The organism is Trinickia sp. Y13 (assembly GCF_029522115.1).
Taxonomy (GTDB): Bacteria; Pseudomonadota; Gammaproteobacteria; order Burkholderiales; family Burkholderiaceae; genus Trinickia.
Genome location: NZ_JAKWFK010000001.1, coordinates 1 through 23,049, shown reverse-complemented (window position 1 = coordinate 23,049; position 23,049 = coordinate 1). Strand labels below are relative to the sequence as shown.

Sequence of the window (23,049 nt, the reverse complement as noted above, 5' to 3'; positions counted from 1 at the left end):
TGGCAAGGTCCATCGCTCAGGCTGCAACGCTCGCTTCCGAAGGAAACGAGAACGGGCTCGCTTGCGCGATCGTGCCTTCTTCGACCAGCCGTGTAATGGCCGCGATATCGGGTGCGAAATAGCGATCCAAATCGTAGTGCGGCACGTGCTTGCGCACCGTTTGCATCACGCGCTCGAGCGCCGCGCTCGTGCGATGCGGCGCACGCAGATCGACGCCTTGCGCGGCCGCGAGCAACTCGATCGCCAAGATATGCGCCGTGTTGCTCGCGATGTCGGCGAGCTTGCGCGCCGCGAAGGTGGCCATCGACACGTGATCCTCCTGATTGGCGGAAGTGGGCAGCGAATCGACCGACGCCGGATGCGCGAGCGTCTTGTTCTCCGACGCCAACGCGGCAGCCGTCACGTGCGCGATCATGAAGCCGGAATTGACGCCGCCATCTTTGACGAGGAACGGGGGCAGCCCCGATAGGGTGGCGTCGATCAGCAGCGCGATGCGGCGCTCGGCGAGCGCGCCGATCTCGGCCGCCGCGAGCGCGAGGTTGTCGGCGGCGAATGCGACGGGTTCGGCGTGGAAGTTACCGCCCGATAGAACCTCGCCCGTATCGGGGAAGACGAGCGGATTGTCGGAGACGGCATTGGCTTCGACGAGCAACACGTCGGCCGCGTGGCGCATCTGGTCCAGGCACGCGCCCATCACTTGCGGCTGGCACCGCAAGCTGTACGGGTCTTGCACCTTGCCGCAATCACGGTGAGACAAGTTGATGCTCGAACCGTCGAGAAGCGCGCGATAGGCCGCGGCCGATTCGATCTGGCCGCGATGGCCGCGCAATGCGTGAATGCGCGCGTCGAACGGCTTGACCGAGCCGGCGGCCGCATCCACCGACAATGCGCCGGCCACCAGCCCCGTGCGAAACAAGTCCTCGATCGCGAACAGGTTGTACAACGCGAGCGCCGTCGAGGCCTGGGTGCCGTTGAGCAGCGCAAGTCCCTCTTTCGCTTGCAATGCGAGCGGTGCGAGACCCGCCAGCTTCAGGCCTTCGGCGGCGCTCATGCGCTCGCCGCGCGCCGTGACTTCACCGATGCCGAGCAGCGTCGCCGACATATGTGCGAGGGGCGCGAGATCGCCCGATGCGCCGACCGACCCCTTGATCGGAATGATCGGCAGGACGTCGGCGTTGAACAGCGTCACGAGCGCATCCATGACTTCGCCGCGGATGCCCGAATGCCCGCGGCCGAGGCTGGAGAGCTTCAAGGCGATCAAGAGCCGCACGACTGGCGCGGCCATGGGATCGCCGACGCCCACCGCATGCGAGAGCACGAGATTGCGTTGCAATAGTTCGAGCTGGTCGTGCGCGATGTGCGTGCTCGCCAACCGGCCGAACCCGGTGTTGATGCCATAAGCGGGCTCGCCCTTGGCCGCGATATCCGCGACTGCTTTCGCGCCGGCATCGATCACGGGGCGGCTGGCAGGATCGAGCGTCAGCGTGACGCGCTCGCGCGCAATGCGGCGCAGTTGAGGGAGCGTCAAATGGCCAGGCGTAAGAATCATCATGGGAAGCATCCTGTGTTTGTCTTCTGCGTTTTGCGGCGAGTCGCAGCGATCGACTCCGGCTTGACAGCGAGTCTAGTGCGGCCATCTTGTATATACAACTCGTTTTTATCGCGGAATTATTAGGGATTTCCACTAGATGAGATTCGGCTACGCCCGTGGCACGACCGCGACTTTCACGAATCGCCAAACCCGACGGAATCCCTTACCAAGCAGGGAAACAAGGGAGATTTGGGTGACGAATGGCGCGGCCGGCGAGCAGACGCATTCGATTACCGGCGCGCGTCGATGTTGTCTAGACAAATCGGTCTGAACGACCCGACGAACGGGCAATCCAAAGGCGCACCGGCACGAAAGCGGCGACGAAAACAGAAAGACACCGCGAAGACAGCGGCGGGAACGGGTCGTGCTTCATCGAAGGCGGGATGGGCGCAGCGCCAACGCGCCTCATGAGCGAACGTGCTCACGAAGCGGCTGGCGCGCCGGTCCCCGGCATCCCGAGCGATTTTCCTTCGACCATGAACAAGATGCATGCACCACGACAGCGAATGGACCTTATCGAACTCGCACGCGAATCGGGCATGGCAGTGCTGCTCGATGCGAAGATCGGCCGAGAGCAGTACGTCAGCGTGAGCGGGTCGCTTGCCGCGCTCGCTCGCTTCGCGGATGCGGTCCGCAGCGAATCCGACGAAAACGGCCCCGACGGCGGCAGCGAGCGCTGATAGGTTTTCCCTGCGCGCAAAGCGGCTAGCGCGTGCGCGTGCACGCCGCCGCGGCGCGCGAGGCACGCATCGGCCGCCGCTTTCGAACGGTCCACCCGCGGCCTTTTCGTCGATATTGCCCGCTGTCCTGTCCCGTAAGTTCTTTGATTCGACGCCGCCGTCTCCCGAGTTTGCCTCTGCGCACCCTCGCGGCCTCTCCTCCTTTTCTTCGACCGCCCGCTGCACGGCGGCTCTCGCGCAACCGCGCCCCTTTCCCGCACCGGCCGCGCCCGAGCCTAGTGCTGGCCGACCAAGCGCCTACCAAAGCTATCAGTTACGGATCCGCATAAGAATGGCTTAAATCCGGCACGACCGAATGCATTTTGGCGAGCGTGCACCCGCGCCCGCCGGCCGCCCGCCGAAAAGATCCGATTGGACCGTGCGCCCGGCTTCGGCTTCGTGTTCTTCCCGCAACTTTTGCATGGGGTAATCGCATGGCAACGCCTCTCGTTCGACTAGCACCGCTCGATCTGATCCGCGGCTTCGTCGCCGTCGGCCGCCGCATGAGCGTCACACTCGCGGCCGAGGACTTATGTCTGACCCAATCCGCCGTCAGCCGGCAAATTCATTCGCTCGAAGATGCGCTCGGCGTGCCGCTGTTCCACCGCGGCTATCGCTCGATCTCTTTCACGCAGGCCGGCGAGCGTTTGTTCCGCACGGCCGATAGCGTCGTGCGCCAACTGCAGGACGCCTTCGAGACGATCACGCGGCCAGCCGAGCGGCAGCCGGTGACGGTCACGGCGAGCATCGGCGCGACCGCCCTGTGGCTGCTGCCGCGGCTGTCCGAGCTGCAGCGCCGCTATCCGGAGTTGGACGTGCGCGTCGCGGCCAACGACAAACCGCTCGATCTGCGCACGGAGGGGATCGACCTGGCGCTTCGTTATGCGAGCGCAGCCAACCCGCCGCCGGGGGCGACGCGCCTGTTCGACGACACGCTCATCGCTGTCGCGCACCCGTCGCTGGCGCTCGACCGGCTCGACGCCGATGCGCTCGGGCGTCATGCGCTGCTCGAGTTCGACGCCTTGCGCCGGCCGCTCGCGCGGTGGTCCGATCACCTGGCGGCGCTCGGTTTGAGCGAGGCCAGGCCACGCAGCATCCTGCACTTCGATCAGTACGACCAAGTCGTACAAGCGGCGCTCGCCGGTCAAGGCATCGCGCTAGGAACAGCCGATCTCGTGCAACCGCTGATCGACGATGGGAGGCTGGTGGCGCTGAGCGCGGGCAAAAACCGCGCAGGCGCGTACGCCTACTGGATCGTGCAAGGCGAGGCGCTCGCCCGGCAGGAAGTGCGCGACGTCGCCCAGTGGCTGGCCGAGCAAGCGCACTTGCCGGCGCCCCCCGCGGAGCGTCCCCCTGTGGCCGGCCACTCCCCGCGCGCCGCCGTTTCTCCTTGCCCGCCGGCCGCGACCGCCGTGCCGCCGTACTTGGGCGCCAGCGCCGCAGCGCGCGCGAGCGAGGCGGCATCGGCCGCCGAGCGCGCGGCGCTCTCGTAGGCATGCGCACGGGCAGACCCCATCCCACTATTTGTGGTAGTTGTGGTCGGATCGGACGGCGGGTGAAATCGACGGCGTCCGCATCCGGCGCCAACCACGACGCGCCGGGTGAACACTCCCGAGGTGACACCCGATGCGCATGCCGCTGCTGCAGATCGAATCGCTCGCCGCCGGCTACGGCAAGAGCGACGTACTAGACGATGTCTCCTTCGCCCTGTTCTCGGGCAGCCTCGCCTACGTGCTGGGGCCGGGAGGCGCCGGCAAGACCACGCTGCTGATGACGATAGCGGGTCTCGTCCGGCCCAAGCGCGGCGCGATCCGTCTCGACGGCGAAGACATCCGGCGCAAACGCCCGAACGAGTTGCTTGCGCGCGGCATCGCTTATGTGCCGCACAATCGTTTGCTCTTCAGCTCGCTCTCGGTGCGCGACAATCTTCTCGCCGGCGTATGGCGCGAGACCGACCGGCCGCGTATCGAGGCCGACGCGGCGCGCCTCACGGCGCGCTTTCCGTTCTTGCACACCTGCGCCCGCCAAAGCGCGAGCCGCCTCACCAACGGCGAGCGCCAGTTGCTGGCGATCGCGCGTGCGCTGATGTCGCGGCCGCGCCTATTGCTGCTCGACGACCCATTCGACGCGCTGGCTCCGCTCGAGGCCGAACGCGTAGCGGATCTCGGGGCGGAGCTGGCCGGAGAGGGAACGGCTGTGGTGATCGCGCAACGCAATGCGACGCCAATCGCGTGGCCTGGCGAACAAGCCTATCGGCTCGACGCCGGACGCCTATGCCGATCGGACGCCTGTAGTGCACCCGCCTGGCCGGCGTTGCCCGCTTCCCTCTAAAACGCCATACCGCCGCGGAAAGCCATATCCCCCGGCTTTCGTCGCGGCGGTCCGCAGAGAATCGTATTAGCGCGGCATGGGGTACCTATAGGTGGGGCGCATTGAACGCTTTGCAGATCAATTACGTATCGATTGCGAAATTCTTAATTAAATGGCATGAAAATTCCGCGCCCGGCAACGTTACTGAAGCAAACCGAGCATCGCTGCGCGCACGACGGCGGCCGTCTTATTCGTGGTCTTCAGCTTCGTCACCGCGTTCTTCACGTGGAAATTGACGGTATCGACCGAGATCACGAGAATCTTCGAAATCTCGCCGGACGTCTTGCCATCGGCGGCCCACTTCAGCACTTCGACCTCGCGATCGGTCAACCCGCGTTCGGGATCGTCCATCAACGTCGGCATCAGTGCGCGCTTGAGCGATAAGTGCGCGGTGCTCACGAGCCACCGCATCTTGACTTCGCTCTCGGCGAGCTCTTCGCTCGTGAGCGGATCGCGCGAACGCGCGAGGGTGAGCATGCCGCCTACGCCGCAACTGTCGAACGCCGATTGCGCCCAGCCATAGCGCAACCCGTACGACTGCGCCTCTCGCCACAGCTGCGGCACGCCGCTAAAAAGCGCATCGTTCCAGACGATCGGCGCTTGCGAGCGCCGCGCATGCTGCACGGTCGGATCGATTTCGTCGTAGCGCGCTTCCTGATAGCGCCGCTTCCACGCTTCGGGGTAGTTGCTCAGCAACCGCGTCTTCGGCTTCGATAGCGGCCACGGCGCGCGCAAGCCATACGCACAGAACTCGAAGCCCAAGCCCCGCGCGGCCACCGCGATCTTGCTGAAAATCTCCGCATCGGAGCTCGTGTGATTCAACTCGTGCAGCAGTTCCTCGGCCCAGCTTTTCATTTATGCCTCCTTGTCGTCGCGCAAGCCATGCGAGCGACCTGCGCGATGCCGTAACGGCCGCGCACCGCGGCCGGAGTATCGACATCCCGGCATGCACCTCCCCCGGTACGGCGCGACCCGACCGCGGCTCTCGACGAGATGCACGCCAAAGGCTCTTGTTCGATTCGATGCAAAGACTTCAATGCGACGACCGCAACTTCGACCGCTCCCAAGAGCGCAGCGAGTCGATTTAATTCGCAACTGCTCGCCTCGCTATTGCCGAATCCATCTATGCGTAAGTCGACGCTCGAGCGTCTATTTAAACGACACGATCATCGCACATTTTTTGTAATTGGAAATTCGAGGTAAGGCTCGTTACCGAATAACTGATTTTGCCAAGAAATTAATACCGAAACGATAATCAGCCCTGTCAATCTCGGCGTCATATTTACGCGGGCGATGCGGCAATCACGCACGGATGCCTGCGCTTGGCTCGTCGAACCGGAAGCACGCGTTGGCCCGCCGCGGAGAAGACTGAAGCGTCGCCGTCCCCTAGGCGTGCCGGTTGCTTCTCCACCCCGGGAAGACCCGGCATAGGGCTGCGGCGCGAATACGATGCGTTCGGTGCGTTTCTCCACACATTCCGCTATGCACAGGCGTTCTGCGCACGATTACACTAGTACGAGCGTTGTCAGCGCGCCCTCGTGCCACAGCGCGACCGCCGCGTCGGCCGGGACCGACGCGGGAGTCGCGACGGCGGCGAACGATAAGGCGCCACCAGGCGACGCCGCCCAGGGAGCCTCCTCATGAATCGCCCACTCGCCCGCCTTCCCTTGCGCTACATCGCCACGATGTCGCCGGGCGCGCGATGGAAGTGGCTCGCCTTCGTGGGCCTAGCCGCACTCGTCGGCGTCCTCGCCTACTTGGTTTCGGTGGAAATGCAGACTTCTCGGCTGCAAGCGCGCTATTTCGCGAATATTGGCCGGCAGGTATCGTTTTCAGTTGCATCCGGCCAAAGCGACAGCGTTTTATTCCCCGCACCCGGCGGCCCTTACGACTGGCGCCTAGGCTATGCACGGCTGCCCGATTTCGAAGCGCGACTGCGCGCGCGCGGCTTTGCGGTCACGCGCCAAGCGCGCGATTCGTCGATGATGAAGTCGCTGGCCGATCGAGGCCTGTTCATTCCCTATGCGGAAAAGGACCAGGCGGGGTTGCGATTGTTCGACGAGGCGGGCGTGCCGCTATTTAGCGCGCGCTACCCGGCGCTCGCGTACGCCGATTACGATTCGATTCCCCCGATCGTCGTGGGAGCGCTGACGTTCATCGAAGACCGCTACCTGCTCGATGCGAACGAGCCCGACCGCAACCCGGCCATCGACTGGGGCCGTTTCGGCCGAGCCCTATGGGACCAAGCGCTGCGCCTCGTCAATCGCCACCAACACACGCCAGGCGGGAGCACGCTCGCCACGCAAACCGAAAAATTCCGCCACTCCCCCGGCGGGCGCACCGCCACCCCTCCGGAAAAGCTGCGACAAATCGCATCGGCATCGGTCCGCGCCTATCTCGGCGGGGAAAACACGATGGCGGCACGCAAGTTAATCGTCGTTCACTACCTGAACACGGTGCCGCTCGCAGCGCAGCCGGGCATCGGCGAAGTGGAGGGGATCGGCGACGGGCTGGCCGCTTGGTACGGACGCGACTTTGCGCAAGTCAATCATCTGCTCTCGCAAGCGGGCACCGAAACGGGCAACGGGCCGATGGCGCCGGGCGTCCTCGCAGACGAAGCGCTCGCATTCAAGCAGGTGCTCTCGCTTCTGATCGCGCAGCGCGCGCCGTCGTACTACCTCGTGCGCAATCGGCCTGCGCTCGAAGGGTTGACCGACAGCTACATCCGCGTGCTCGCCGCCAACGGCGTGATTTCGGCGCCCTTGCGCGACGCCGCCCTGGCCGCCTCGCTGCAAATGCACAAGGCCGCGCCGCCTGCTCCGGCGGTATCGTTCGTCGCCCGCAAGGCCGTCACGCTCGTGCGGTCGCAGTTGCAACGAGCGCTCGGCGTTGCAAGCTTCTACGATCTCGATCGGCTCGACCTCACCGTGCATTCGACGCTGAACGATGCGGTCCAACGCGCCGTCAGCGAGCGCCTCGCGCAAGCGGCCACCGTCGAAGGCGCCAAGGCGGCCGGCCTGTATGGCTACGAGATGCTGCGGCCCGGCGACGACCCTTCGAAAATATCCTTTAGCTTCATCTTGTTCGAACACAAGAGCGGCGCCGACGTCGTGCGCGTGCAAACGGACAGTGTGAATCAACCGTTCGACATCAACAGCGGCGCGCGTTTGAACCTCGGCTCCACGGCGAAACTGCGCACGCTGATTACCTATCTGCAAATCGTCTCGACGCTGCACGACCGGTATGCCTCCCTGAGCCGCGAGCAACTGAAGCGCACGAGCGTCGACCCGCTCGATGGTCTCTCGCGCTGGGCGCGCGACTACCTCGCCGACGCGAAAGATCACTCGCTTCCCGCCATGCTCGATGCGGCCGTCGAGCGCAAGTATTCGGCAAACCCCGGGGAAACCTTCTACACCGGCGGAGGTGCACAGGTATTCACGAACTTCGACAAAGCCGAGAACGGACGCATTCTCACGGTGCGCGAAGCGTTCCAGCATTCGGTCAATCTCGTGTTCGTGCGGCTCATGCGCGACATCGTCCATTACGAGATGGTCGAATCGGCCGGGCCTTCCGCGCATTGGTTCGACGATCCTGCGCTCCGTCATCGCTATCTCGTACAGTTCGCCGATCAGGAAAGCCTCGTCTACCTGCACCGGTTCTACGTGAAATACCGCGACAAAGCGCCCGACGATGCGCTCGACGCGCTGATCGCGGACATGCGCAAGAGCCCGCCGAAGCTCGCTACGGCGCTGCGCAGCATCGCGCCCAATGCGCCATTGCCGTGGTTCGCCGCCCGCATGCGCGCCGCGCTCGCGCACACGCCGAGCGCTTCGCTCTCCGACGAGGATCTCGCCAAGCTCTATACGAAGTACGGCATCGATAAGTTCAACTTGAACGATCGCGGCTACATTTCGGGCGTTCACCCGATCGCGCTGTGGATGCTCGCCTATTTGCGCCAGCATCCCGACGCCACCGAGGCGCAGTTGCGCGAGGCGAGCCGCGACGCACGCCTCACGTCGTACACGTGGCTGTTCAAAACGCGGCACCACCTAACGCAGGACCGCCGCATTCGCCGCATGGTCGAGTTGCAGGCGTATGCCGCTATCAGCAAGTCCTGGCACGCGCTCGGCTATCCATTCGAGACGGTCACGCCCTCCTATGCGGCCGCGATCGGCGCTTCGGGCGATCGACCCGACGCGCTCGCGCGCTTGATGGGCATCGTCGCCGACGACGGCAAGATGCGCCGCCCGCAAAGCATCGACAGGCTCGCGTTCGCGGCGGGCACGCCATTCGAAACGCATTTCGCCCACGCGCCGAGCGCGGGCAACGAAGTCATCTCGCCCGAGATCGTGGCCGTCGCACGCCGGCTCTTGCACCAAGTCGTGCAAGGCGGCACCGGCGGGCGCCTCGCCACGGGGTTGCCGCTCGGCGATGGGCGCACGCTCGAGGTCTACGGCAAGACCGGTACCGGAGACCAACGCTTCGAGGTCTATGCGCGCGGCGCACGGCTCATCGAATCGCGCAAGGTCAACCGCACGGCCACGTTCGTGTTCGTCGTCGGCGACCGCTTCTACGGCACGCTAACGGCGTACGCGCACGAGCCCTATGCCGCGCGCTATGACTACACCAGCGCGATGGCGGTGCAATTGCTCAAATCGCTTGGGCCCGCGCTGGCCCCGGTTCTCGCGGCAGACGATACGCAAATGAAGGCGGCGAACGAGAAGGCCGACGCCTTGACGCCGGCCGCTCCCGAAGCGACGCCCTCCTTCTGACACGCCTTCGTTCAGCCGAACGCGCACGCACGTGCGCCACCGATATCGTGCTCCGTCCCCAAGCCGAGGGGGCGGGACGGGCACGCGCGTTGCGGCTAGGAAGATGTCGCATATGCGGCACACCGCAACCAAGGAGAGATTAGATGAACAAGGACCAAGTGAAGGGCGTCACGGAAAAGGCGAAGGGCAAGGTCAATCAAGCCGTCGGCAATGTGACGAACGATCCAGCACGCCAAGCCAAGGGCGATCTCCAAGAAGCGGCGGGCGAGATCCGCAAGGGCTACGGCGATGCCAAGGAAGATGTGAAGGATGAACTCGAGCGCGAACGCGAGGCGAGGAAGCATCACTAGGCCTAAGCCAAGCGCTAGCGCACGGCCCTCGCGATAGGAAGCGACGGGCCGAGCCAAGGGGGCGGATCCTTACTGCGTCCGCCCCGATTTTTTTGCTTGCGCGAGGATGAAGTCGATAAAGGTCGCCGCCGCCCGCGTCTGATGCCGATCCGGCATGTACAGCAGATACATGCGCGTGCCGAAGATGCTGAGCCGCCACTCGTCGAGCGTCGTCACGACGTCGCCGCGGCGAATGTCGTCCTGCACGACATAATCGGGCACGATGCCCACGCCCAGGCCCGCGCGCACCGCCTGCCTCAAAAATAGAAAGTTTTCGGAGATCAGGGTGGGCTCGAGCAGGACCTCGTGCCGCTCATCGCCCAGGTAGGCCGCCACGCGCAATTGCCGCCCGACCACCGTCGCCGTGATGAGCGGCGTCGTGCCGAGCGCGGCGAGTTGGGTCGGCAAACCATGCTCGCTCGCGTAAGCCTTGGATGCGCAGGCGACATAACGCACGGCGCCCATGTCGCGCGCCACGAGGTTCTGCGGCGGCTCCGACATCACACGCACTGCAATATCGACTTCATCGCGAAGCAAGTCTTCCACACGGTTTTCGAACACGACGTCCAGCACGATGCCTGGATGCAACCGCTTGAATTCGAGCAACCAATCGGCCATCACCAGTTGGCCGTAGCCGCTGGGCACCGACAGCCGCACCCGGCCCTGCAGCGTGCGGCCGAGCGTTTCCACCGTCTCCTGCGCCGCTTCGAGCGCGCGCCGGATCGCACGGCCATGCTCGACTAGGCGCAGTCCCGCTTCGGTCGGCTCGACGCGGCGCGTCGTGCGGCGCACGAGTTGCAGCCCGAGCGTGCGCTCGAACTGATTCAGGTGATAGCTGACGTTGGCACGGGTCATCTTCAGCCTGCGCGCCGCCTCGCTCAGATTACCGGCTTCGAGAATTTCGACCAGCAGAGAAAGAGAATTCAGGTCCACGCAGCTTCCGCGAGCTTGTCGGTCAAGGAGGATCGTTACATCGTCAAATATGATTTGACAGTCTGTCAACCGATGCTTGGATTGTCAATTGCGGCTATCCCCTCGACAATCGGGGTACCGTCACCATCGAGTCCCGCCCCGCCCATGACCGCCTCGAATTCTCCCCCCGTCGTCTCCCGCTCCCTGCACGGCAATGTGCTCGTGGTCAGCATCGATCATCCCCCCGTGAACGCGCTCGGCGTCGACGTTCGGCGCGGCTTGCTCGAAGCCATCGACGCCGCGCAGGCCGATGCGGCCGTGGCCGCGGTGCTGATCGTCGGCGCGGGCCGCAATTTCATCGCCGGCGCCGATATTCGCGAGTTCGGCAAGTCCCCGCAGCAGCCGTCGCTGCCCAGCGTGTGCAACCGCATCGAGGCAAGCACGAAGCCCGTCGTGGCCGCCATCCACGGCGCCGCGCTCGGCGGAGGTTTGGAAATCGCGCTCGCCGCCCATTACCGCCTCGTCGTGCGCGGTGCAAAACTCGGTTTGCCCGAAGTGCAGCTCGGCCTGCTGCCGGGCGCAGGCGGCACGCAGCGCACGCCCCGGTTGATCGGCGCCGCACCCGCCCTCGATCTGATGCTCTCTGGCCGCCATGTTCCGGCTGAAGAAGCCGTATCGCTGGGCTTGGCCGATCGCCTCGGCGCCACCGACGACGTCCTCGGCGAAGGGCTCGCTTATGCGCGCGAGTTGCTCGCCTCGCATGCGGGCGTGCGCCCGACGCGCGCCGCCACTGCGCTCGCGAACGAAGGCGCCGAGGCTAGCCGCAGCGCCATCGAGGCCGCGCGCAAGAGCACGGCCGCGCGCCAACGTGGCCTGTTTTCACCGCTGAAGATCGTCGAAGCTGTCGAAGCCGCCCTCGCCATGCCGTTCGACGAAGGTCTCGCGCTCGAGCGCAAGCTGTTCGTCGAATGCCTCGAAAGCCCGCAGCGCGCCGGGCTCGTGCATGCCTTCTTCGCCGAACGCGAAGTGGCGAAAGCGCCGGAGACCAAGGCGGCCAGGCCGCGGCCCGTCGCGACAATCGGCGTGGTCGGCGGCGGCACGATGGGCGCGGGCATCGCCGTCGCGGTGCTCGACGCGGGCTTGCCCGTCACGATGATCGAGCGCGACGACGAAGCGCTCGCGCGCGGCCGCTCACATGTCGAACGGGTCTATGAAGGCCTCGTCGCGAAGGGCCGCATGAGCAGCGACGCCAAGGCCGCCGCGCTGGCGCGCTTCACCGGCAGCACGTCGTACGACGCACTCGCTAACGTCGATCTGGTGATCGAAGCCGTGTTCGAGGACATGGCGGTCAAGAAGGCCGTGTTCGCCGAGCTCGATCGCGTATGCAAGCCTGGCGCCGTCCTCGCGACGAATACGTCCTACCTCGACATCGACGACATCGCCGCTACCACTTCGCGTCCGGCCGACGTGATCGGCCTGCACTTCTTCTCGCCGGCCAACGTCATGAGGCTGCTCGAGATCGTCGTGCCGGGGCGCGTCGGCCCCGACGTCGTCGCCACGGCATTCGAACTGGCCAAGCAACTGCGCAAAGTGCCCGTGCGCGCTGGGGTGTGCGACGGCTTCATCGGCAACCGCCTGCTTGCCGTCTATCGCACCGCCGCCGACTATCTGATGGAAGACGGCGCGTCGCCCTATCAAATCGACCACGCCATGCGCGAGTTCGGCTATCCGATGGGACCGTACCAAGTGGTCGATCTCGCGGGCGGCGATATCGGTTGGGCGGCGCGCAAGCGGCGCGCGCCGACGCGCGATCCGCGCATGCGCTACGTGCAAATCGCCGACCGCCTTTGCGAGCGCGGCTGGTTCGGCCAAAAGACGGGCCGAGGCTTTTACCACTACGAGCCGGGCGCGCGAACCGGCACGCCCGACCCCGAAGTGGAAGCGATCGTCGAAGCCGAGCGCTTGCGCGCCGGCGTCTCACCGCGTAGTTTCACCGATGAAGAAATCGTGCGTCGCCTCATGTGCGCCGTCATCAACGAAGCGGCGAACGTCGTGCGCGAAGGCATCGCGCTGCGTCCGCTCGATGTCGACATCGCGCTCATCTATGGCTACGGCTTTCCGCGTTATCGCGGCGGTCCGATGAAGTACGCCGACATGCTCGGGTTGCCGAACGTGCTCGTGGAGCTCGAACGTTTGCAGCAGGAGGACCCATTCTTCTGGCGACCTTCACCGCTCATCGTCGAACTCGTCGCACGCGGCGCCGATTTTTCGAGCTTGAACGCAGCGGCGTCCTAGCCTTGCGCTGATGCCCGTGCTTGCGAACGTGCCTTGCCCGGCGCTGTGCATGAAGTGACGAGGCAGGCCCATCAACCGACCACCCGAGAGGGCGAACCGATGGATCTGAGTTTCACGGCCGAAGAAGAGGCGTTTCGTGCCGATGTCCGGCGTTTTCTCGACGAACGGCTGCCGGCGCGCATCGCTCATAAAGCCAAGCATGGGCTACGGCTCACGCGTGAGGACATGGCGCAGTGGCATGCCATTCTGAACGAGCGCGGCTGGCTCGCGAGCCACTGGCCGCGCGAGCATGGGGGCACCGGTTGGAGCGCGGTCGAGCGCTTCATCTTCGATAACGAATGCGCACTGGCGGGGGCGCCGCGCATCGTGCCGTTCGGCGTGAACATGCTCGGCCCCGTGTTGATCAAGTACGGCAACGAAGCGCAAAAACGCCGCTTCCTGCCCCGCATTCTCGACGGCAGCCACTGGTGGTGCCAGGGCTATTCCGAACCGGGCGCAGGCTCGGATCTCGCATCGCTGTCCACGCGCGCGCAACGAAAGGCGGACGAGCGCGGCGAACACTATGTGGTCAACGGCCAGAAGACGTGGACCACGCTCGGCCACTACGCCAACATGATGTTCTGCCTCGTGCGCACGGCTACCGACGTGCGCAAGCAGGAAGGCATCAGCTTCTTGCTGATCGACATGAGCACGCCGGGCATCGAAGTGCGTCCCATCGTCACGCTCGATGGCGAGCACGAAGTCAACGAGGTATTTTTCACCGATGTGCGCGTGCCCGTGGAAAACCTCGTCGGCGAAGAGAACCGCGGGTGGACCTACGCGAAGTACCTGCTCACTTACGAACGCACCAATATCGCCGGTATCGGGTTTTCGACGGCGGCGCTCGAGCGGCTCGAGCAAGCCGCAGCGGCGATCATGCATCGCGGGCGCCCGCTGGCCGAAGACCCGCTGTTTGCAGCGCGCATGGCGCGCGTGGCGATCGACTTGGAGAACATGCGCACGACCAATCTACGCACGATCGCTGCCGCCGCGGGCGGCGGCGCGCCGGGCGCGCAAAGCTCCATGCTGAAGGTGCGCGGCACGCAGATTCGCCAGGAAATCGCGGGCTTGATGCGGCGCGCACTGGGTCCCTACGCCCAGCCGTTCATCGACGAGGCGTTCGACGAGGGATACGACGGCGAGCCGCTCGGCCCGTTCGATGCGCCCGACGCCGCGAAAAGCGACTTCAACAACTACAAGCTGTCGATCTTCGGCGGATCGAACGAGATTCAAAAGAACATCATCGCGAAAGCGATCCTTGACCTCTGAAAGGGCTCGACGATGAACTTCGAAGTGACCGACGAACAGCGGATGCTCGCCGATACGCTCACGCGATTCGTTGCCGAGCAATACAGCTTCGCCACGCGCGAGCGCAACGCGCGCTCGCCCGAGGGATTCGATCGCGCGATGTGGCGACGCTTCGGAGAGCTCGGCGCAATCGGCGCGCTATTCGCACCCGAGCACGGGGGCTTCGGCGGCAGCGGTGACGACATCGCGGTCGTCTTCGAGCAGTTGGGCCGTGGCTTGGTGGTCGAACCTTTTCTCGGCGCGCTCGTGGCGGGCCGCGTGCTCGCGCTGGCCGGCCGCGAAGCGCAGCGCACCGAGCTATTACGGCTGATCGATGGCGAAACCGTCGTTGCGCTGGCCCACGGCGAGCCCGATTCGCGCTACGAGCCGGCGCGCGTCGCCTCCACCGCCGTGCGCGCCAGCGATGGCTGGCGCTTGAACGGAGCGAAGGCCGTGGTGCCGTTCGGCGCAGCGGCCGACGGGTTCGTCGTTTCGGCGCGCACGAGCGGCGACGCGGATGCCGAGCATGGCATCTCACTGTTTTGGGTACCGCGCGGCACAGCCGGCGTAGCGCTACGCGACTATGCGTTGATCGACGGCGGCCGCGGCGCGGAAGTGATGCTTGGCGAGGTGAAGCTCGCGGACGATGCGCTGATCGGCGCGGTGGACGATGGCTTCGCCACGCTCGAAACGGCGCTTGGCGCGGGTCTGCTTGCGCTGTCCGCCGAAGCGCTGGGTGCGATGCAAACCGCGTTCTCCGCCACGCTCGAGTATTTGCGCACGCGCCGCCAGTTCGGCGTGCCGATCGGCAGCTTTCAGGCCCTACAACATCGCATGGCCGATCTCGCGATCGATATTGAGCAAGTGCGCTCCGCCGTCATCAATGCGGCCGCCGCGCTCGAGGCGCCGCGCGCCGCGCGCGAGCGGGCGCTGTCGGCGGCCAAGTACACGGCGGGTCAAGTCGGCGCACGGTTATCGCGCGAAGCCGTGCAACTGCATGGAGGCATCGGCATGACCTGGGAGTTGCCTCTTTCGCACTACGCGAAGCGGCTCGTCATGATCGATCATCAGTTGGGTGACGAAGATCATCATCTGGCCAGATACATTGCATTCGGGCGCACGCCGACACACGCGTAAGCGAGGACGCCGCGACATGAACGAATCGAACTTCGAGCGGGGCGCTGGGCTGCCGCTATCGGGCATCCGCGTACTCGACCTCTCGCGCGTGTTCGCCGGGCCCTCGTGCGCGATGGCGCTGGCCGACCTCGGCGCCGAAGTCATCAAGATCGAGCATCCGACGCGTGGCGACGATACGCGCGATTGGGGCTCGCGCATCGGCGCGACCGAGACCTGCTACTTCAACAGCGTGAACCGCAACAAGCGCTCGGTGACGCTCGATCTGCAGACCGAGGAAGGCGCTCGGCTCGCACGAGAGCTCGCAATCAAGAGCGACATCGTCATCGAGAATTTCAAGCTCGGCGGCGCACGCAACTTCGGCCTCGACTACGAGGCCTTGAGCCAAGCGCATCCCTCGCTCGTCTACTGCTCGATTTCGGGCTATGGGCGTAGCGGGCCGGAGGTCGCGCGGCCGGGATACGACCTCGTCGTGCAGGCCGAATCGGGCTTGATGGCGATGAACGGAGAGCCGACGCAGCCGCCGTTGAAGTTCGGCGTCGCCGTGGTCGATTTGGTCACGGGCATGTACGCGGCCCAAGCGATCCTCGCGGCATTGTTCGATCGAGCGCGCACCGGACGCGGACGCCGCATCGAGATGGCGCTGTTCGATTGCGGCGTGGCGATCACGTCTTACTACGGTCTCGAAGCGTTGCTCGCCGGCGAGGATCCGCCGCGCTACGGCAACGCGCATCCGTCCATCGTCCCGTATGGCGTCTTCGATGCGAAAGATGGACCCATCGTCGTCACCGTCGGCACGAACGCGCAATTCGAACGGTTTTGCCGCGACGTCATCGAACGGCCCGACTTGGCCGAGGACGATCGCTTCAAGACGAACCTCGCGCGCGGCGCGCATCGCGAACCGTTGATCGCTCAGATCAAGGCGGAATTGGGCAAGCGCGAACGCGCCGTCTTGCTTGCGCGGCTGACGGCCGCCGGCATTCCTTGCGGGGAAGTGATGGGATTACTGGAGGCGTTGACTTCCCCGCGCGCCGCCGCGGCCGCGCTCGTGACCGAGCAGCCGCATCCGGTGGCGGGCACCGAACACGTGCTCGCGCCGCCCTACCGGATCGACGGCGAGCGCCCGCCAGTCCGGCATGCGCCGCCGGTGCTCGGTGAAGGCACGGAAGACGTGCTGCGCTCGGTGCTGGGGTTGGACGCCGAGACGGTCACGCAGCTTCGACGCAACGGCGTGATTTAGGCGGAGGGGCGCTCGGTCGATAGGTCGAATCGAGCCGCGTTGAGTCCTGCCGAGCCGCGTTGAGTCCTGCCGAGCCGAGCCGAGCCGAGCCGAGCCGAGCCGAGCCGAGCCGCTCTTAGCGTATGGCGCTCGCTTGCGTCGCGCGCCTTACGCCTGTTTCGCTTGATAGTCGCGCAACGCGTCGGCTGTGGGTGCATCGGCGGGAAAGAAGGCTTCGATGGCCAGTTCCGACAACGTCACATCGACCGGCGAACCGAACACCGTCGTGGTACTGAAAAACGACAATACGCCGATGTCCGTGCGCAGACTGAACGGCACGACGATATCGGCCAACGGCGGCGGCTCGCCAGTGTGTTCGGCCTTGGCGCCTGCCGGCGCCGGATAGGCTGCGAGTTCCTCGATCATCGCAGCGAGCGTCGCGTCGCCGCTCGCTTGCGCCTGGCGCTCGATGCGTTGCAGCGCGTGCGTGCGCCAACCGGTCCAATCGACGATATGCGGCGCGAGGCCATCGGGATGGAGCGACAAGCGCAGGACGTTGACGGGCGCCTCGAGCAATCGCGGATCGGCGCGCGCGACAAGCGGCGCCAACGCCGCGTTGGCGGCCACCATCGTCCAGTGCCGATCGATCGCGAGCGCGGGGTATGGCTCGTGTCCGCGCAGCACGAGCTGCACGGCCTCGCGCGCGGCATCGAGTTGCGGATCGGTCAAGGGCCGCTCGGCATAGAGCGGCGCATAACCGGCGGCGACGAACAACGCGTTTCGGGCGCGCAGCGGCACCTCGAGTTGTTCGGCCAGATGCATGAGCATTTCGCGGCTTGGCTGTGCGCGGCCGGACTCGACGAAGCTGAGATGGCGCGTCGAAATCTGCGCTTCGGTGGCGAGCACGAGTTGGCTCATGCGGCGGCGCTGACGCCACTCGCGCAATAGATCGCCGACGGGGCGGCTCCCCCGTTGCGAGGCGGCGCGCGAGGGCGCGTGCGATGGGCTGAGGATCGAGTTCATAACGGGGATCATAGCGAAACGCCGCGGTGTTTCCATTACCTCGCACGTAATCGACGCGCCCCGTGCATTGTCCGAAGCTTCGGTCCAGGCGCTAACCGAATCGACCTGAACAAGGCGAGACGCACTAGCGACCGAGCGATACGGCCTACCTGCGCCGTCACCCTCAATTTTGAGTTTTGGAGAGAGCCATGACTGCCCATCTCGACCTCGTCGACCGCTATTTTGCTGCTTGGAACGAGACCGACGCTGCCCGCCGCCGCGAGCTGATCGCGCGGACGTGGGCTGAAGACGCGTCCTACGTCGACCCGTTGCTGGCAGGCGAAGGACACGACGGCATCGACGCGATGATTGGCGCCGTGCATGAACGCTTTCCGCAGCACGTGTTCCGGCTGAGCGCGGCCGCCGACGGTTTCGGCAATTATGTGCGATTCTCGTGGGACCTAGTGGCGCCGGGCGGCGAGGCGATCGTGAAAGGCTCCGACTTCGGGGTCGTCGATGCCGCGGGCCGGTTCAAGACCGTCACGGGATTCTTGGACGTCGTGCCGAAGGCGGCTTAGGGCCGTGGGCCGCCTACTACTCCCCCCTCGGATGACGCCAGGCGCGCCCGGAGCGAGCGGTTTTCCGATGCCATGCCCCTGATCAGTCGCAGCACATCCTGTGGGGGCATGTCCCGCAAATCGCTTTCATCGATGTCACCGCCCATCAATGCTTCAATGGACTCGGGGCGTGTCACGCCGTTGTTGCGATAACTGGCGTTCTCTCCAAAGATGCGGTTTTTCTGCGAATCGTCGAGTTCGGTGAGCCCGATCAGTGCGCGGAACACCGCTTCCCGATCGACCCGCCAGTCATCGGTTCTCATGAGGCCGAGAAGGACCTGCACGGCCTCTTTACGATACCGTGTCGTGAGTTCGGCAACGCCCTGATCGAGATCGATCTCGAACCGCCTCCCGTCGGACGCTCTTCTCTCCGGCAAGATCTCCTTGATGACGTCGTTCGCCCAGAACATCTGCGTATGAGGGATGTGCCCCGCGCTACGATCGGGCATGAAAGCCAGCGGGATGAGATCGAACACGCGTGTGCGGCCGTCGACGATCAATCCGCTAGTGTTCTTGTCTGCAACAGTCGCTCTTATCACACTATCGAGATCGGCGTGATCACGCAGGTTTTCCAATACCTTGATACGCGCGGCCGTGGTGATCTCGGTATCCGGGGAACACAACACTGCCACACTAAGATGCCCTAGCATCGCCCGCGATAGCGTTTGCGGATCGGAGGAGAGAAACTCGGTCTGCACTCCCGCGGCGTCGAACACCTTGCCCTCTTCGAACAACGCCTTGAGCTCTGCCTGGGCCTGCTCCGACCCATTAGCTGCGCGCAGGCATGACACATACGCAAGGCTGTATTGCTTCATCAGGTTGCGGTAGGTCACCTGTGCGTCGGCTGCGACCAGACGCGCCTCGCTCGCCGGCGCCTGGTCCAACACGATCCGCGTTGAGTCATAAAGCTGCGGATAAGAGAGAAGGCGTTCGGGCAGCACCAAAGCAAGCGGGTTCAAAGAAGAGACCTTTCCGCGCCCCGCCTTGTCCGCGTTTTCCAGATAGACGACACGTCGATCAGCCTCCGGCGAGCCATCTCGATCGTGAGGCGCGAACGCTTCGGCGATCTGTCGCTCGAGGCTGCCCAGATAAGCTTCGTCGACAACGACATCCGCTGATGAGGCCGCTACGGGTCTAGACGCGGCACGCGCCTGCGCCGGCGGCGAAGCATGTCTGAACGATACCCATGCCGCCGACCCCGACGGTATTGAAGAAGGCAGCCTCTCGTCCCGATGTTGCTGCGATGGTGAGGGCAAGCCGTTCGGCGTACCCGAATCGTCGCCGCCCCAAGATGGCAATAGGCCACCCGTTCCCCCCGTTCGCTCGACGTTAGACGCCATGCCTGCCCTCTTCTCGCTCTCACAAGCGTTAAAACTAGCATGGCTGGGGGCGGGTTAACATCGGGATAGCGAAGCAGGGACACGCATGACGAATAGAGCCGTCATACGCATCGATATCCTGCGGGGATGCAAATCCAGGCTCATTGACGACACGTGCGCAGACCGGCTCCGTGGGCAGACGAACGATTGGCTGGATCATTCCGTAGAGGATCATCTGGCGATGCAATTTGCCGAGCGATGCCCGCCTCGATCCGCATCGATCCGCTTCGATCCTGCTCAATCGCCGACCGAGATCATCAACGTTTCTTTGATCTCTTCCATCACCACATAGCTCTTCGACTGCACCGCGCCCGGCAGTTGCAACAGGATGTCGCCGAGCAGTTTGCGGTAGTCGGTCATCTCGCCGATGCGCGCTTTGATGAGGTAATCGAAATCGCCGGAGACGAGGTGGCACTCGAGCACCTCGGGGATCTTTTGAACTTCGCGCCGGAATTGGTCGAACATATTGCCGCTCTTGTTGCCGAGCGTGATCTCGACGAACACGAGCAGCGCCGCGCCTAGCTGAGCCGGATCCAGGCGTGCGTAATAACCCAGGATGACGCCGTCGCGCTCCATCCGCTTGACGCGCTCGATGCACGGCGTAACGGTCAGCCCCACGCGCTCGGCCAAGTCCTTCATGGCGATGCGGCCGTCTTCCTGCAACAGCTTGAGAATCTTGTGATCGAGCTTGTCCAGCTTACGAAGCGGCTGCCGTTGCGTGCGCATGATGTTTCAACCAAAAATCCAAAAAATACACGAACAAAAACTGCTTTTGTCGCAATAGTATAGCGCCATCAACTGGACTAATCGGTGTTTGGGAGCAACTATGCGAGTCGTCGTTTTGGGTAGTGGCGTCGTCGGCGTGACCACCGCGTATTACCTGGCGCGCGCCGGTCACGAGGTCACGGTGGTGGATCGCGAAGCCGGTCCCGCGCTCGATACGAGCTTTGCCAACGCCGGCCAGATCTCGCCCGGCTATGCGGCTCCGTGGGCCGCTCCCGGCGTTCCAGTCAAAGCAGTGAAGTGGATGTTCCAAAAGCACGCGCCTCTCGCAATCCGTCTGGACGGCACGCAGTTCCAATTGCGCTGGATGTGGCAGATGTTGCAAAACTGCACCGCCGAGCGCTATGCCGTCAATAAAGGCCGGATGGTGCGCCTCGCCGAATACAGTCGCGACTGTTTGCAAGCGTTGCGCGCCGATACCGGCATCCAATACGAAGGCCGCACGGGCGGTACGCTGCAGGTTTTTCGCACGCAGCAACAGCTCGACGGCGCACAAAAAGACATCGCCGTGCTGAAGGACGCCAACGTGGCGTACGAGCTCTTGAGCCCCGCCGAGCTCGCACGCGCCGAGCCGGCGCTCGCCGCCGTCTCGCACAAGCTGACGGGCGGCCTGCGGCTGCCCGGCGACGAAACGGGCGACTGCCAATTGTTCACGACGCGCCTGGCCGCGCTTGCCGTATCGCTCGGCGTGACGTTCCGTTTCAACACATCGATCGATGCGCTCGAAACCGCAGGCGGCCGCATTGCGGGCGTGCGTTGCGGCGGGCAAACGCTGCGCGCCGACGCCTATGTCGTCGCACTCGGCTCGTACTCCACGCAGCTGTTGTCGGGAATCGTGAAGATCCCCGTCTATCCGCTCAAGGGCTACTCCATCACCGCGCCGATCGTCGATTCCGCCAAAGCGCCCGTTTCCACGGTGCTCGACGAAACCTACAAGATCGCGATCACGCGCTTCGACGATCGCATTCGCGTCGGCGGCATGGCGGAAATCGTGGGCTTTAGCAAGACGCTGCGCCAAGCGCGGCGCGAAACGCTCGAAATGTGCGTCAACGATTTGTTCCCGGGCGGCGGCGATACTACGCAAGCCTCGTTTTGGACGGGCCTGCGTCCCATGACGCCGGACGGCACGCCGGTCGTCGGCCGCACGCCGGTTTCGAACCTGTTCTTGAACACGGGGCATGGCACGCTCGGCTGGACCATGTCGTGCGGCTCGGGTCAATTGCTGGCCGACTTGATCTCGGGACGACGCCCCGCGATCCAGGCCGACGATCTGTCCGTGCATCGCTATCTCGGCGATCGCGGCACGGCCCCGCAACCTGCTTACGCGTAACGGCTCGCGCATACCTCAGCAGCCGGCAGCAGCACGAGCGGCGCCCCAACCGGGCGCCGCTTGCTTTTGTGGCGGCGTCCGCAATTGAAAAAGGGGCGCGGCTGAACCGCACCCCTTCCTTTCCTACACTACGTCCGCTTTCGCGGCGCCTGCGCGTTTAGCCCAACGCGCTCACGAGTTCAGGCACCAGCGTGAACAGATCGCCGACGAGGCCGTAATCGGCCACGCTGAAGATCGGCGCTTCCGGATCCTTGTTGATCGCCACGATCACTTTCGAATCCTTCATGCCCGCCAAATGCTGAATCGCGCCGGAGATGCCCACCGCCACGTACAGTTGCGGCGCGACGATCTTGCCCGTCTGCCCCACTTGGTAGTCGTTCGGCACATAACCCGCATCCACTGCCGCGCGCGATGCGCCCAGCGCCGCGCCGAGCTTGTCGGCCAGCGGCTCCAGCACCTTGGTGTAGTTCTCGCCGCTGCCCAGGCCGCGGCCGCCCGACACGATGATGTTCGCGCTCGTCAGTTCCGGACGATCGAGCTTCGTCACTTCGCGATTCACGAATTGCGAAATGCCGCGGTCCGCTGCTGCGTCGATCTTTTCGACCGCTGCGCTGCCGCCTTCGGCCGCCACGGCATCGAAGCCCGTCGCGCGCACCGTGATGACCTTGATCGCATCGCCCGATTGCACCGTCGCAATCGCGTTGCCGGCGTAGATCGGACGCTCGAACGTGTCAGCCGACACGACGGCCGTGATCTCGCTGATCTGCGCCACGTCGAGCTTGGCCGCCACGCGCGGGGCAATGTTCTTGCCGTAAGCCGTAGCCGGCGCCACGATGTGCGAGTAATCCTTCGCAATGTCGAGCACGGTCGCTTCGACGTTTTCCGCAAGGCCCGCGGCCAGTTGCGGCGCATCGGCGAGCAACACCTTCGACACGCCCGCGATCTTGGCCGCGGCCTGCGCCGCGCCTTGCGCGTTGTGGCCGGCAACCAGCACGTGAATGTCGCCGCCAATCTTCTGTGCGGCGGCAACGGTGTTCAGCGTCGCGCCTTTGATCGACGCGTTGTCGTGTTCGGCAATAACCAAAATCGTCATTTTCTTTCGTCCCCCCTCACAGCACCTTGGCTTCGGTCTTCAACTTCTCGACCAGCGTCTGCACGTCCGGCACCATTACGCCCGCGCTACGCTTGGGCGGCTCGGCAACCTTCAGCGT

Annotated in this window: 18 protein-coding genes and 1 pseudogene; 11 read left to right on the top strand and 8 right to left on the bottom strand. The window is 64.7% G+C overall.

Going from position 1 to position 23,049, the window contains the following annotated elements:
* Positions 1-16 precede the first annotated feature (16 nt).
* Positions 17-1,552 carry a histidine ammonia-lyase gene (gene hutH, locus MMB74_RS00095; RefSeq protein ID WP_277426564.1) on the bottom strand — a complete coding sequence of 512 codons (1,536 nt, stop codon included), beginning with the start codon at positions 1,550-1,552 and terminating at the stop codon, positions 17-19.
* Positions 1,553-2,067: 515 nt separating this feature from the next.
* Between hutH and MMB74_RS00090 the strand changes: the two genes are divergently transcribed.
* The 3 genes from MMB74_RS00090 to MMB74_RS00080 all read left to right on the top strand — a co-directional run bounded on the left by MMB74_RS00090 (position 2,068) and on the right by MMB74_RS00080 (position 4,641).
* Positions 2,068-2,271, top strand: coding sequence for a hypothetical protein (locus tag MMB74_RS00090; protein ID WP_325342937.1), 204 nt, complete (start codon positions 2,068-2,070; stop codon positions 2,269-2,271).
* Between the two features lie 473 nt (positions 2,272-2,744).
* Entirely contained in the window at positions 2,745-3,803 is a 1,059-nt protein-coding gene (locus MMB74_RS00085) for a LysR substrate-binding domain-containing protein (protein ID WP_277426563.1), read from the top strand.
* A gap of 133 nt (positions 3,804-3,936) precedes the next feature.
* Positions 3,937-4,641 carry an ATP-binding cassette domain-containing protein gene (locus MMB74_RS00080; protein WP_277426562.1) on the top strand — a complete coding sequence of 235 codons (705 nt, stop codon included), beginning with the start codon at positions 3,937-3,939 and terminating at the stop codon, positions 4,639-4,641.
* A 180-nt stretch (positions 4,642-4,821) separates the two neighbouring features.
* On the opposite strand, the gene MMB74_RS00075 is transcribed toward MMB74_RS00080, so the two are convergent.
* A complete protein-coding gene (locus MMB74_RS00075; protein WP_277426561.1) occupies positions 4,822-5,535 on the bottom strand; it encodes an autoinducer binding domain-containing protein in 714 nt (237 codons plus the stop codon).
* Between the two features lie 785 nt (positions 5,536-6,320).
* Between MMB74_RS00075 and MMB74_RS00070 the strand changes: the two genes are divergently transcribed.
* Positions 6,321-9,452, top strand: coding sequence for a transglycosylase domain-containing protein (locus MMB74_RS00070; protein WP_277426560.1), 3,132 nt, complete (start codon positions 6,321-6,323; stop codon positions 9,450-9,452).
* Between the two features lie 143 nt (positions 9,453-9,595).
* The gene (locus MMB74_RS00065; protein ID WP_277426559.1) at positions 9,596-9,802 is read left to right on the top strand and encodes a CsbD family protein; all 207 of its coding nucleotides are present in this window, start codon (positions 9,596-9,598) and stop codon (positions 9,800-9,802) included.
* Positions 9,803-9,871: 69 nt separating this feature from the next.
* Here MMB74_RS00065 and MMB74_RS00060 read toward each other — a convergent pair whose 3' ends face one another.
* Positions 9,872-10,774 carry a LysR family transcriptional regulator gene (locus MMB74_RS00060; protein WP_277426558.1) on the bottom strand — a complete coding sequence of 301 codons (903 nt, stop codon included), beginning with the start codon at positions 10,772-10,774 and terminating at the stop codon, positions 9,872-9,874.
* Between the two features lie 144 nt (positions 10,775-10,918).
* Here MMB74_RS00060 and MMB74_RS00055 point away from each other — a divergent pair, with 144 nt between their 5' ends.
* The 4 genes from MMB74_RS00055 (at position 10,919) to MMB74_RS00040 (ending at position 16,748) form a co-directional block, all read left to right on the top strand.
* Positions 10,919-13,048 carry a 3-hydroxyacyl-CoA dehydrogenase NAD-binding domain-containing protein gene (locus MMB74_RS00055; RefSeq protein WP_277426557.1) on the top strand — a complete coding sequence of 710 codons (2,130 nt, stop codon included), beginning with the start codon at positions 10,919-10,921 and terminating at the stop codon, positions 13,046-13,048.
* Between the two features lie 99 nt (positions 13,049-13,147).
* A complete protein-coding gene (locus MMB74_RS00050; RefSeq protein ID WP_277426556.1) occupies positions 13,148-14,356 on the top strand; it encodes an acyl-CoA dehydrogenase family protein in 1,209 nt (402 codons plus the stop codon).
* Positions 14,357-14,368: 12 nt separating this feature from the next.
* Positions 14,369-15,511, top strand: a complete 1,143-nt coding sequence (locus tag MMB74_RS00045; protein ID WP_277426555.1) for an acyl-CoA dehydrogenase — start codon at positions 14,369-14,371, stop codon at positions 15,509-15,511.
* A 16-nt stretch (positions 15,512-15,527) separates the two neighbouring features.
* Positions 15,528-16,748: a CoA transferase gene (locus tag MMB74_RS00040; RefSeq protein WP_277426554.1), complete on the top strand. Its 1,221-nt coding sequence runs from the start codon at positions 15,528-15,530 to the stop codon at positions 16,746-16,748.
* Positions 16,749-16,895: 147 nt separating this feature from the next.
* Here MMB74_RS00040 and MMB74_RS00035 read toward each other — a convergent pair whose 3' ends face one another.
* Positions 16,896-17,750, bottom strand: coding sequence for a helix-turn-helix transcriptional regulator (locus tag MMB74_RS00035; protein WP_277426553.1), 855 nt, complete (start codon positions 17,748-17,750; stop codon positions 16,896-16,898).
* Between the two features lie 188 nt (positions 17,751-17,938).
* Between MMB74_RS00035 and MMB74_RS00030 the strand changes: the two genes are divergently transcribed.
* Complete coding sequence (locus MMB74_RS00030) at positions 17,939-18,307, top strand: nuclear transport factor 2 family protein (RefSeq protein ID WP_277426552.1); 369 nt, start codon at positions 17,939-17,941, stop codon at positions 18,305-18,307.
* On the opposite strand, the gene MMB74_RS00025 is transcribed toward MMB74_RS00030, so the two are convergent.
* Together MMB74_RS00025 and MMB74_RS00020 are read right to left on the bottom strand one after the other, a co-directional pair.
* Entirely contained in the window at positions 18,304-19,686 is a 1,383-nt protein-coding gene (locus MMB74_RS00025; RefSeq protein WP_277426551.1) for a hypothetical protein, read from the bottom strand. The two genes, MMB74_RS00030 and MMB74_RS00025, sit on opposite strands and share 4 nt — an antisense overlap.
* Positions 19,687-19,962: 276 nt before the next feature.
* Positions 19,963-20,451: an Lrp/AsnC ligand binding domain-containing protein gene (locus MMB74_RS00020; RefSeq protein WP_277426550.1), complete on the bottom strand. Its 489-nt coding sequence runs from the start codon at positions 20,449-20,451 to the stop codon at positions 19,963-19,965.
* A 100-nt stretch (positions 20,452-20,551) separates the two neighbouring features.
* Here MMB74_RS00020 and MMB74_RS00015 point away from each other — a divergent pair, with 100 nt between their 5' ends.
* Positions 20,552-21,838, top strand: coding sequence for a D-amino acid dehydrogenase (locus MMB74_RS00015; RefSeq protein WP_277426549.1), 1,287 nt, complete (start codon positions 20,552-20,554; stop codon positions 21,836-21,838).
* Between the two features lie 157 nt (positions 21,839-21,995).
* Here the strand turns inward: MMB74_RS00015 and MMB74_RS00010 are convergent, their stop codons facing one another.
* Positions 21,996-22,931, bottom strand: a complete 936-nt coding sequence (locus MMB74_RS00010; protein WP_277426548.1) for an FAD-binding protein — start codon at positions 22,929-22,931, stop codon at positions 21,996-21,998.
* A 16-nt stretch (positions 22,932-22,947) separates the two neighbouring features.
* Positions 22,948-23,049: pseudogene (locus tag MMB74_RS00005) on the bottom strand (electron transfer flavoprotein subunit beta/FixA family protein); the annotation flags it as partial.